Origin of the sequence: Thiocapsa sp., assembly GCF_011390875.1 — a bacterium.
Taxonomy (GTDB): domain Bacteria; phylum Pseudomonadota; class Gammaproteobacteria; order Chromatiales; family Chromatiaceae; genus Thiocapsa.
Genome location: NZ_JAABRP010000081.1, coordinates 1 through 11,314, shown reverse-complemented (window position 1 = coordinate 11,314; position 11,314 = coordinate 1). Strand labels below are relative to the sequence as shown.

Genomic DNA, 11,314 nt, shown 5'->3' with positions numbered 1-11,314 from the left:
TCCCGTGAACGGCGGTGCGGGTTGTGCGTCCGGTCGATCCCGGACGTCGGATTCCTCGTCGAGCAGATCGACGACTCGCTCGCCCGCGGCCGAGGCCTTGGCCAGGCGTGCGGTGTATTTCGCCAGCTCGCGCACGGGTCTGAAGGCGGTCTTCAGATAGGCCAGAAAGACGATCAGATCGCCGGGTGTCAGCGCACCCGCGAGCACCAGCCGGGCGCCGAACCAGAGCACCAGCGCCGAGGCCACGCCGATCAGCACATCGACGCTGCGCTCCAGATGGGCGGCCAGGCGCTTGGCCTTGACCCCTTCCTTCAGATCCCGGTTGCCCTCGCTGCAGAAGGACTCGGCGAATCCATGCTCGAGCGACAGGGCTTGGATGTCGCGAATCGCCGCCATGGACTCGGCGGCCTTCGCGGCCATGGCGCCTTCGCGTCGGCGCTGCTCGCGGCTCACTGCCTGGATACGGCGACCGAAATGCAGCGTGGTCAGCCACAACAGGGGCAGCGGCAGCAGTGCCGCAAGGGCGAGTTGCCAGTTCAGCCAGAGCATCACGGCGATCATCCCGACCAACACCAGGCTGCTGGCCAAGAGCGGCAGGATCGCCGTCACCGTCACCTCCTTGAGCATACCGATGTCGCCGATAATGCGCAGCGTCAGCTCGCCGGTCTTGGCGCGATCGTGAAAGGACAGCGAAAGCCCCTGCAGATGTCGATACAGATCGTTGCGCACCTCGCTCAGGACCCGATGTCCGGCCAGCGCGAAACCGACGGTGCTCAAATAGGAGGCGATGCCGCGCACCGCGATCACGCCCACCAGCGCGATCGCCGCGAGGGTCAGGAGGCTTGTCGGATCCAGTGCGTCGACGACGGCGATGCCCGAGGCACCGCCCGAGGGCGTGGCGACGACCACGCGATCGATCACGAGCTTCAGCGGCCAGGGTTCGAGCAGTCGTGCGGCCGTACTCAGAAGCAGTGCGAGCAAGGCCCCGGCGAGCAGCGGGGCCTGCGGGCGCAGATAGGGCCTGAAACGGCGCAGGATGCGCAGCAGGCTCGGGAGTATTCGGGTCAGCGTCATCGGGCGTTGTCGTCGACTCATGCCGAGCACCCTTCGCGTCGTGAGGCGTGTCGGGGTCGCAGTCCGGCCAGATCGTGGATGCGGGCGACCACGGCGTCCCAAGTGTGCTCTGCGAGCACGGCCTCGCGACCGGCCGCGCCCAACCTCCGGCACAGGGCCGGGTCTCGCCGCAGTCTCTCGATGGCGGAGGCGAGTGCGCCCGGATCACCCGGCGGGCAGAGCAGCCCGCTGACCTCGTGCCGGACGATCCGGTGCAGATCGCCGATGCGACTGGCGACGACCGGCAGACCTGCCGCCATGTATTCGACGATCTTGAGCGGCGAAAAATAAAACCCCGGCTGGTCGGGATAGGGCGCGACCGCGACATCCATCTCGGCGAGCCGGGCCGGGACCTGATGCGGCGCGACGGCGCCTGTGAGCACGACAGCGGACGCGATGCCGAGCCGCGCGGCGACCGATTCGATCATCCCGCGCTCCGGCCCATCGCCGACGATGAGCAGACGTCGGTCCGGGTCGTCTCGCTGGGCGCGTGCGAAGGCGTCCAAGAGGATGCCGAGCCCGTGCCAAGGTTTCAAGGTGCCCAGAAAGCCGACCGTGAAGGGTCTGTCGGCGCGCGTCGCGGCGGTTGGTCCGTACTCGGCTCCGCACTCGGGTCCGACGGCTCGAAAGCGGCCGGGGTCGACGCCGTTCGGGACGACATGGATGCGCTCGGGCTCGACGCCTTGCTCGGCCAGATAGGCACCGACCCCGGGCGAGACGGCCACCAGGGCGCGTGCCGCGGCGAAGACGCGGGTGGCGACCGCCTCGGCCTCGGCGCGATGCACCAGGATACGATGTCGGGCCTGTTCCTCGATGAGCGGCGCGTTGACCTCGAGGATGCCGGGGCGGCCCATTGCTCGGGCGTGTTCCATGGCATCCCGGCTCCAGAGCGCATAGCGTTCGTAGATCAGGTCGAAGGGGCCATGCTCGGCGAGGGCAGCGCGCAGCGCGCTGTTGGCGGCCAGCCCCGCCAGTTCGCGCGCCGCGGGCTCGTCGCCGGGCGGGGAGGGCAATCGATGCACCGCGATCCCGCGCAGGTCGCTCGGCGGGTCTGCGCCGAGTCGCGTGGCGAAGAGCGTGACCTCCGCCCCGGTGCGCGCGAAGCCGCGAACGACCTCCTGGACATGGATCGAGGAGCCCTTTGACCCGAAGACGGGCACGCCCGGATCGGTACAGACATAGGCGATACGCATGGCCTAAGCGACCTCCAATCCAGTCCGGTCCGCTGTCCGCGTCGCGGCCGCGAAGACATCGCGCAGTCGCGCGGCGTTGCGCCGGATGTCGAAGGCCTGCTCGACCCGGGCTCGGGCGCGGGTCGCAAGCCGCGCCCCGAGGCCGGGATCCGCGAGCATGCGCTCCAAGGCATCGGCCAGGGCCTCGGAGTCGCGCGGCGGCACGCACAGACCGGTCTCGGCGTCGTGCACCAGCTCGGGGATGCCGGTCACCGCGGTCGAGACGCAGGGTGTCCCGAGCGCCATGGCTTCGAGCAGCACGGTCGGCAGCCCGTCGCGATCGCCGTCCGCGGCGACGACGCAGGGCGCGACGAAGACGGCGGCCTCGCGGAAGAGCCCGATCAGATCCGCATGGGGTCTCGGACCCTCCAGTCGGACCAGGGCGCCGAGGGCGTGCCGCTCGATCCGCTCGCGCAGGTTCGCCCCGTCGACCCCGTCCCCGACGATGCGACAGTGAAATTGCACCCCGCGCTCCCGCAGGATCGCGCAGGCGTCGATCAGGACATCGAAGCCCTTCTTCTCCACCAGGCGGCCGACCGCCAGGATCGCGTCGCCGGCCCGTGTCGTCGGCATCAGCTCGAAGCGCGTCAGGTCCAGGCCGTTGTAGATCCGCGTCACACCGCAGGCCGCATCGCCGTAGGTCGCCTCCAGGTGCATTCGGTTGTAGTCGGAGACCGTCACGACCGCCGCGGCGTCCGAGAGGATGCGTCGCATGACCTGCGGGTCCACGCTCTCGTGATAGATGTCTTTGGCATGGAGGGTGACGCTGTAGGGGATGTTCGCCAGATGCGCCGCCCCGCGGGTGACGGTCGCCGCCAAGGTGCCGAAGTGTGCGTGCAGATGGGTCAAGCCCCGTTCATGCGCGTGCAGGGCCAGATCGAGCGTCTGCATCAGGTCCTCGGTCGCGGGATCCTCCTCGTGGCCCTCGGGACCGACCAGGGTATCGAGCCTCTGCCAGAAGCCGGGCAGCCGGGCGCGCGCGTCCGTGATCAGCGACCAGAGTCGCCGGGACCTGCGGTTGTCGTCCGAGAGATAGGTCACCGGGGCACGTACCGCGGCCAGGGCGTCTTGAAAGTGGGTCTCGCGAACCGGGCGCAGTGCGAAGATCTCGATCGGGATCCCTGCCTTCTCATGCTCGAGGATCTCGTTGACGATGAAGGTTTCGGAGTAGCGCGGATAACGCTTCATCACATAGCCGATGCGTGGGTTTTCAGGAGGCGATGGCATAGTCGGTCCTCGGCGTTTGACGGAGACTTGAATCGCAGAGCTCGGGTCTGGGCGGGTCGATCGAGCAGCGAGGCACGCGTCCGAGCATCTCGCCGGCCAGGGTCCGCACCCGATCGAGACCGAGAAGGTCGATCCGAGCGCGCGGATGGATGGACGCTCCGGGCGTCGCCGCGTCCGCGTGCATCCAGCGCGACAGCGAGCGGGGATCCAGATCCTCCGAGCCCAAGACATCGATCAGGCCCAGGTTTCGCAGTCGTTCGGCACGGATCCTCTGCTCCAGGCGCGGGCGATCACGCGGTACCAGAAGGGCCGGTTTACCGAGCGAGAGGATCTCCATGACGCTGTTGTAACCGCCCATGGCAATCACACGGCTGGCACGCTGCATCAGCCGCATGGGCTCGTTGACGAGCCCCAGGATCGACACGCGCGGGTTGTCTGCTGCGAGGTCTGCGATGCGGCGTTGCTCCTCCGGCGGCAGGAAGGGACCGGTGACGAGCACCCCCAGCTCGCCCCGCGGCAGCTGCGCTTGGAGGAAGGCTTCGCCGATCGCGCGGCCGTCCTGACCGCCACCGACGACGCATAATGTGAACGGCTGCTCCGCAAAGCGCTCGGGGAGCGACGGGTGCGATTCGCAATCGGCCCGACCGAGCCGCACGGCCGGATCGAGATAACCGGTGAAGCGGGTCTTCTTGGCGATGTCGGGCGGCAAGGCGTATTCACGGGTCGCGTCGTAGACGGCCTGATCGCCGTAGATCCACACGGCGTCGTAGTACTCGCGAATCGCCGAGATGTTCATCCGGCGCCGCCATTCCGTGCGAACCCGCGCCGGCGTGTCGAGGACGTCCCGAAGGCCCAGCACACAGCGGGTCCGGCCTCGCGCCTTCAGGCGCTCAAGTACGGGATTCAACTCCTCGAGAGCACCCCGCGGGACGTTGTCGACAATGAGCAGGTCCGGCTCGAAGCTCTCCAGCGCAGCGCCCATCACCCGTGCACGCAGTGCCGTGAGGGCCTCCGTGCCCAGACGCAGCGAGCGCGGGGCGTAGCCGCCGCCGTGATCCTTGCGGTAGGCGGGAAGCGTCAAGCGGTCGACGCCCGGCGGCATGGCGAAGAGCCCCGCCTCATGTACGCCTGCGATCGTGAGGATGCCCGGGTTCAGCGAGGATGCTGCGAGGGATTGTGCAATCAGTTGATTGCGTCGGAGGTGACCCAGTCCCATGGTGTCGTGCGAATACAGGGCGATTCTCGCCGTCGATTCGGATCCATGTTCGGTTGTGCAATGCATCGGGGCCTCCGAGCGCATGGCTTGGGTTCGTGAGAATCACACCTTCGGCCCCCGGGGGCGGCGATTCGCGGCAACTGTCGGCACGGCCCGCATCAGGCCCGAGTCATCGATGTCCGCCGACGAGCAAAGGTTCCGAGTCGAAAGATAGGTTCGGCGGTGCGCGGATTCAGTGCCGTATCCGATCCTCCGGCTAGGAGATTCTCACGGGGAGCCTGAATGGATGCTGAATGCGGCGGCATTCCTCGGCCCGTGATCGGCGATTGCAACTGTGCGCCGTGCCTTCCGTTGTCTTCCTCGAGGTTGTAGGCTCGCGGCTTTCTCGTTGTAACCCTCAAGACACGCGATGCCTTCCGCTCCACTGCTGCTCGACCCCGAAACCTTGAAACATGCGATTCCGCCGACCTATTTGGAGCGGGGCCGGCGTTATCTCCAAGAGCGACGCGTGCTGAGCGCGGATCACGATGCCGAGCGCGGGCTCGTGACGGGGCGGGTGCGGGGCTCGGGCGGGCGGATCTATCAGTGCATCGTGCAACTCGGCGAACGGGCCGACGGCGCCCTGACGGTGGTGGGACAATGCTCCTGTCCGGTGGGATACAACTGTAAGCACGTGGCGGCTGTATTGCTGTCGTTGGGTACGCGAACCACGGGCGCAACCTTGCCGGCCACGGTGCCCGCGCTGCCGTTTCAATTGAAGAGTTGGCTCGATCAGATCGAGCGAGCAACAGGCGTTCCGGCCGAAGAGCCCCATCGGATCCTCTATTTCATCGATCCGGAGGAGCATCTCGGGGTCAGGCGCACACGGGTGCGTGCGGCCAAGGCGCGGCAGCTGCTCACCGGCGGCTACGGTAAACCCCAGGATTTCAATATCCTCGGTCACTCCAAAGCGAGCTTCATCGGTCCGGAAGATCAACGCATCATGGGCTTGCTTGCAGTCGCGCGTGGCAGCGGTGACCCGAGCGCGGCCCATCTGGATACGTTCACCGGTGCGGATGTCATGGCGGCGATCACGCGCACCGGGCGCGGCTATCTGCGCACGATCGATGGCCCGGTCCTGCGCGACGCGGGTCCTCGCGCGGGGCGCCTGGAGTGGCGCCTGGGAGACGATGCACGGTTGCGCGTGATCCTCGAGGCCGACAGCCAGGGGCTTTTGCTGCTGCCGATGTCGCCGCCTTGGTATTTGGATCCGGACACCGGCGACTGCGGTCCGGTGGAGACGGGCCTTGACGACCGCGAGGCCGGCGTCTTGGCGGCAGCCCCGGTGGTCGCGCCCGAGTCGGTGGAGGCGTTGGAGAAGGCTGCGCGGGAGCGCTTCAAGGGGCGCTCGGTTCAACTTCCCAAGAGCCCCGAGCGCCGTCACAGCCGCTCGGAGATGCCCGTCCCCCGTTTGCGTCTGCGCAGCGTCGATCTTGCGGCAAGCAGCGTGGGGCGCTACTGGGGCATCCAACGTCAGCCCGAGTGGACACATCACGCCGAGCTCGATTTCGACTATGGCGGCATATCGGTCGATCCGCGCGACCGCGCCCCGGTGCTGCGCCGCGTCGAACAGGGCGTGCTCGTGGAGGTGGAGCGTCAACCCGAAGCCGAACGGGCGGCGATCGGCGTGCTCGAGGCGTCGGGCTTTCATCGCGCCACGGAGGCGTCCGATGCCGACGGTCTCCGCTTCGAGCGCACCGACCCCGAGACCTGGCTCGACTTCATGCAGGATGGGCTGCCCGACCTCGCGGCGCAGGGCTGGCGGATCGAGATCGGCGAGGGTTTCCACTTTCGGGTCGCGGAGATCGGCGATTGGGAGATGGATGTCGCGGAGGGGGAGGGCGGCAACTGGCTTGACTTGGGGTTGGGGGTGGAGGTCGACGGGGAGCGGGTGGATCTGCTCCCGCTGCTGGTGGAGCTCATCGGGCGCTATCAGGTGGACCTTTCCACGCGGACGCTCGCCGCGATGGACGCGGAGACGCGCCTGCAGCTGCGTCTACCCGACGGGCGGCTGATCCTGATGCCGGTGGAGCGTCTGCGGCCCATACTCTCGACCTTGATCGAGCTGTACGACCCCGAGGGGTCACTGGGATCACATGGGAGCAAAGGTCGCTTGCGCCTGTCGCGTGTCCATGCAGCCCAGCTCGCCGAGCTGGAGGCGGCGGCCCCGTCGCTGCGTTGGCGGGGCGGGGACGCGGTCCGCGACTGGGGTCGGCGGCTGCGTGACTTTCAGGGATTGGAGACGATTGCATCGCCTGTGGGGCTGACCGTCGAGCTTCGGCCCTATCAGCGCCAAGGGCTCGATTGGCTGCAGTTCCTACGCGAATACGGGCTCGGCGGTGTCCTTGCCGACGACATGGGTCTCGGCAAAACAGTGCAGACCCTGGCGCATCTCTTGGTCGAGAAGGAGAGCGGGCGGGCCGATCAACCCAGCTTGGTGATCGCGCCAACGAGCCTCCTCTTCAACTGGCGCCGCGAGGCCGAGCGTTTCGCCCCGGCGCTGCGGGTCCTGTCGCTGCATGGCTCCACGCGACATACGCGGTTCGCGTCGATCCCCGATCATGACCTGGTGTTGACGAGCTACCCGTTGCTGCCCCGTGATCTGGACGCACTCGCGGAGCGGGATTTTCACCTGCTCATCCTGGACGAGGCCCAGAACATCAAGAACCCGCGCAGCAAGGCCGCACAAGCGGCCCGCGGCTTGAACGCGCGCCATCGGCTCTGCCTGACCGGCACGCCCATGGAGAACCACCTCGGTGAGCTTTGGTCGCTGCTCGATTTCCTGATGCCCGAGCTGCTCGGAGACGAGCGCCGCTTTCGGCGACTGTTTCGAATCCCCATCGAGCGTCACGGCGACGAGGTGCGTCAGGACGAGCTGCGTCGGCGGGTCGCCCCCTTCCTGTTGCGTCGCACCAAGGAAACGGTCGCCGCCGAGCTGCCGCCCAAGAGCGAGATCATTCGCGAGGTTCCCCTCGCCGACGATCAGCGCGATCTCTACGAGACCCTGCGCTTGGCATTGCACGAGAAGGTGCGCGAGGAGGTGGCCCGCAAGGGTCTTGCGCGCAGCGGGATCATTATCCTGGACGCCCTGCTCAAGCTGCGCCAGGTGTGCTGCGATCCGCGTCTGGTGTCGCTCGAGAGTGCGCGCCGGGTCAAAGGCTCCGCCAAGCTCGATCTGCTGATGACCCTGCTGCCCGAGCTGCTCGAGGAGGGACGGCGCGTGCTGCTCTTCTCGCAGTTCACGAGCATGCTGGCCTTGATCGAGGAGGAGCTGATGAAACGCGGACTGCGCGAGGATCAGGACTTCGTGAAGCTGACCGGGCGGACCCGCAATCGCGATCGTCCGGTCGATCGTTTCCAGGCCGGGGAGGTGCCCTTATTTCTGATCAGTCTCAAGGCCGGCGGGACCGGGCTGAATCTCACCGCCGCCGACACCGTGATCCACTATGACCCTTGGTGGAACCCTGCGGCCGAGCGTCAGGCGACCGACCGCGCACACCGTATCGGCCAGGACAAGCCGGTGTTCGTCTACAAGCTCTTGACCGAGGGGACCGTCGAGCAACGGGTGGCCGATCTGCAGGCACGCAAACAGGCCCTTGCCGACGCCATGCTGGCCGGCGGCGGCGCGGCATCCGGCGTCTTGAGCCCTGCCGACCTCGATCTCTTGTTCGCGCCTCTCAGCGACGATTGATAAGACTCGACGGGGCGTAACGAGAAGGCCGTCGCGCCCCCCGGCGCGCCGCCCTGACACTACCAGGGAACGTGCCAACCGGCAGCGCGGATCAGGATCACGACGATCAGGAGCGCGAGCAGGATCGCCCAGAGCGAGAGATAGATCGCGTTGGATTGTTTGGCCCGGTTGCGATCGGTCCACGACCGCGGTCGGACCCCTTTGAGCAGGAAGACGACCTTCGCCGAGAGCAGAACACAGACGATGTTGACGATCAGCAGCAGGAAGGCGCCGAGCGCCTCCTCCCAGCGTCCGGCGCCCAACATCATCCCCATGGTTGCTGTCGGCGGGAGCAGGGCGACGGCGACCATGACGCCGACCAGGGTAGAGGACAAGCCGGTCGTCAGCGAGAGGACCGCCGCGGCACCCGAGGACAGTCCCAAGACGACGCCGCCGAGATCGACATCCGTGCGGGACAGGATCTCGGAGCTGTCGAGCCCGACCGGCAGAACCAAGGCGATCGCGACCGCGATCAGCATCGACAGGCCGATGCCTGCGATATTGGTTTTGAAGGCGCGCCAGGTCAGCTCCTTGTCGCCGAGCGATGTGGCGAACGCCAGCGCGATGTTGGGTCCGAGCAACGGCGCAATGACCATCGCGCCGATGATGACCGCGACGTTGTTCTCGATAAGACCGATCGCGGCCACCAGGGTCGAGAGGGCCGTCAACACTAGAAAATTGCTGTCGAGCTGGGCGCCCTTGGCGATCTGGCTGTAGAGCTCTTCGCGGGTGGCTGCAACGGCCTTGGCCTTATCTTTGTCCTTATCGTTCTCGAGGTCCTTGTCGTCCTGTCCCTCATGGGTCAAGACGGCGTCGATGGACTGAATGACGATGCGCGCGCGGTCGTTGGCCGTGAACAGGTCCTGCAGCGAGTCGATCAGTGCTTGGCGGTGATCGTCCGGGACCAGCATGCGGATGCTGCAGCGCCCGTCCTCTGCGTCGCCGCCCCACCAGAAATCCTCGGCGCCGTAGAACTTCGCCATCCCGGCGAGCGTTTTGGCGTGCTTACGATCTGCAATGACTTCGACGATGCGCATGTGTCGGGACTCAGAAGACCGGGATCTGGGCGAACAGGACGAGGAGGATGATCGCCAAGACCCCGACAATCGTCCAGATGCGGTTCGCCAGGCGCTGACGCCTGCGCCGTTGCTCGCGCGCAGCGGCGAAGGCCGGGTCGGATTCGATCTCGGGCGCCAGATAGACGCGGCGATGGCTCAAATCGATTGCGTCGACGGCGGCGACCGCGGTCACCGGATCGGTTCGGTAGAGGCCGGCCTCCGCATCGACCATGCCGCGCCGCAGCGCTGTTTGTGCGTGCATCCGGGCGACATGGAGTGCGGGGAAAAAGGCGACGTAGCGAATCAGCGGCCGTGACGGGTCGGTTGCCTCGAAGTCCGAAGGCGTCGGGTTCTGCGGTGTACTGAAAACGCGTACCAGACCCGGCCGATCGGCACGTGTCTCGACGACCAGATAACCTTCGAGATCAGTCATTACGGCATCGAGCGTTCGGCAGGCGCGCCCGTGCGCCGAGGGTCGGATTGGATTCGGGGCAGGCCCGAAGGATGCGAATCAGGCCGCTCGGCTCGTGCGCTCGATCTCCCAGTTGCACCGGTCGATCAGAACCTTCAGCGATCTCGAGACCGCAATGTCGTTCCTCAGCTCGAATCGTTTGCCGCGCTCCCAGCACTCGTTGGCTGCATCCGCGAGCAGCGGAAGTCCTTGACGGCAGAGTTCCCAAGAGGCGAGTGATCGTTGTGTGCTCATGACGCGTATCCCCTGACGATGGGTCCGAAGACGGACAATGACGACTTGCGTCGATCAATGCACAAGTCGCGCCATCTCGCCGAGACCCCTGGCTACTCAGGATTTGTAGCCGCTTCGCAACAGACAAAAACATGCGTTTTGTCGTTGACCCCACCCGGAGTCTAGCGCATGGAAGCGTTTTTGTCGGCATCGCAACACTCATGATTCTTTTCCGCAACGCATTGACGTCGGCTGAAGTCTGGCAAACGTGCGTGCAGTGTCGGGCTTTGCAAGACAAAAGGTGCCGAACAGGAGCGAATTCGTTTCGAATCTCAGTGACCGGTGTGTGGGTTTCAAGCGGCGAAAAACGGATGCTTCCCTGATCGGGATCAGCTCAGACGTCTGACGGTGTTCGGGAGGTTCTGCCGGATCACGTCGGCGAAGGCCTGCAGCGCCGCGCGTCTCGGGAAGCTGCGCCGGTAGACCAACGAGATGCGGCGGAAGGCATCAGGGAGATTGCCCAGCGGGCGCGCGATGATGCCGCTGTCGGTCATCCAGGCCCCGCGGATCGCCAATGCCGGGACAAGGGTGCAGCCGAAGCCGGCGCCCACGAGCTGCAGAAGGGTTTCCAGGCTCGCGGCGCGCAGGTCAGCCATCTCGCCCTTTGTCGGACGCTCGGCGAGACGGCAGACCTCCATGACTTGATGGGTCAGACAGTGCCCGTCGGCCAGCAGCAGAAGGTCCACCTCTTCCAGGTCCTTCGCCGTGATCTCGTCCTTCTCGTACAAAGGGTCGTTGCGTGGATGCGCGAGCCAAAAGGGCTCGTCGAATAACGGCATCGTGTCCAGATCCGTGTCGTCGACCGGCGTGGCGAGCAACGCGGCATCGATCTCATGGCGTGTGAGGCGACCGAGGAGCAGATCCGTGATCTCCTCCGACAGGATCAGCTTGAGATTCGGATAGGTGCGCTTCAGCGGAACCAAGACCTGCGGAATCAGGTAAGGGCTCAGTGTC

At 66.3% G+C, this 11,314-nt stretch carries 9 protein-coding genes; 1 reads left to right on the top strand and 8 read right to left on the bottom strand.

The window, feature by feature from the left end; genetic code table 11:
• The 4 genes from GPT33_RS08565 to GPT33_RS08550 all read right to left on the bottom strand — a co-directional run.
• Positions 1-1,095, bottom strand: a 1,095-nt coding sequence (locus GPT33_RS08565; RefSeq protein ID WP_296807408.1) for an ABC transporter ATP-binding protein, incomplete at its 3' end; no start/stop codon positions are given.
• Complete coding sequence (locus GPT33_RS08560; RefSeq protein WP_296807405.1) at positions 1,092-2,306, bottom strand: glycosyltransferase family 4 protein; 1,215 nt, start codon at positions 2,304-2,306, stop codon at positions 1,092-1,094. The genes GPT33_RS08560 and GPT33_RS08565, both read right to left, overlap by 4 nt.
• 3 nt (positions 2,307-2,309) lie before the next feature.
• Positions 2,310-3,572 carry a glycosyltransferase gene (locus GPT33_RS08555; RefSeq protein ID WP_296807402.1) on the bottom strand — a complete coding sequence of 421 codons (1,263 nt, stop codon included), beginning with the start codon at positions 3,570-3,572 and terminating at the stop codon, positions 2,310-2,312.
• Positions 3,556-4,854: a glycosyltransferase gene (locus tag GPT33_RS08550; protein WP_296807400.1), complete on the bottom strand. Its 1,299-nt coding sequence runs from the start codon at positions 4,852-4,854 to the stop codon at positions 3,556-3,558. The genes GPT33_RS08555 and GPT33_RS08550 overlap by 17 nt, the downstream gene beginning before the upstream one ends.
• 343 nt (positions 4,855-5,197) lie before the next feature.
• Here GPT33_RS08550 and GPT33_RS08545 point away from each other — a divergent pair, with 343 nt between their 5' ends.
• Positions 5,198-8,518 (top strand): SNF2-related protein, encoded by a 3,321-nt coding sequence (locus GPT33_RS08545; RefSeq protein ID WP_296807397.1) that lies wholly within the window; start codon positions 5,198-5,200, stop codon positions 8,516-8,518.
• A gap of 59 nt (positions 8,519-8,577) precedes the next feature.
• Here the strand turns inward: GPT33_RS08545 and GPT33_RS08540 are convergent, their stop codons facing one another.
• The 4 genes from GPT33_RS08540 to GPT33_RS08525 form a co-directional block, all read right to left on the bottom strand.
• Positions 8,578-9,594: a TIGR00341 family protein gene (locus GPT33_RS08540; RefSeq protein WP_296807394.1), complete on the bottom strand. Its 1,017-nt coding sequence runs from the start codon at positions 9,592-9,594 to the stop codon at positions 8,578-8,580.
• 10 nt (positions 9,595-9,604) lie between these two features.
• Entirely contained in the window at positions 9,605-10,048 is a 444-nt protein-coding gene (locus tag GPT33_RS08535; protein ID WP_296807392.1) for a hypothetical protein, read from the bottom strand.
• Positions 10,049-10,126: 78 nt separating this feature from the next.
• The gene (locus GPT33_RS08530) at positions 10,127-10,321 is read right to left on the bottom strand and encodes a hypothetical protein (protein ID WP_296807389.1); all 195 of its coding nucleotides are present in this window, start codon (positions 10,319-10,321) and stop codon (positions 10,127-10,129) included.
• 368 nt (positions 10,322-10,689) lie between these two features.
• Positions 10,690-11,314: LysR substrate-binding domain-containing protein (locus GPT33_RS08525; protein WP_296807386.1), on the bottom strand; the 625-nt coding region annotated here is incomplete at its 5' end.

What these genes read in the sequence shown, in the direction of transcription:
- GPT33_RS08560 (WP_296807405.1), bottom strand. Translation starts at nt 2,306, where the DNA reads ATGCGTATCGCCTATGTCTGTACCGATCCGGGCGTGCCCGTCTTCGGG.
- GPT33_RS08555 (WP_296807402.1), bottom strand. Translation starts at nt 3,572, where the DNA reads ATGCCATCGCCTCCTGAAAACCCACGCATCGGCTATGTGATGAAGCGT.
- GPT33_RS08550 (WP_296807400.1), bottom strand. Translation starts at nt 4,854, where the DNA reads ATGCATTGCACAACCGAACATGGATCCGAATCGACGGCGAGAATCGCC.
- GPT33_RS08545 (WP_296807397.1), top strand. Translation starts at nt 5,198, where the DNA reads ATGCCTTCCGCTCCACTGCTGCTCGACCCCGAAACCTTGAAACATGCG.
- GPT33_RS08540 (WP_296807394.1), bottom strand. Translation starts at nt 9,594, where the DNA reads ATGCGCATCGTCGAAGTCATTGCAGATCGTAAGCACGCCAAAACGCTC.
- GPT33_RS08535 (WP_296807392.1), bottom strand. Translation starts at nt 10,048, where the DNA reads ATGACTGATCTCGAAGGTTATCTGGTCGTCGAGACACGTGCCGATCGG.
- GPT33_RS08530 (WP_296807389.1), bottom strand. Translation starts at nt 10,321, where the DNA reads ATGAGCACACAACGATCACTCGCCTCTTGGGAACTCTGCCGTCAAGGA.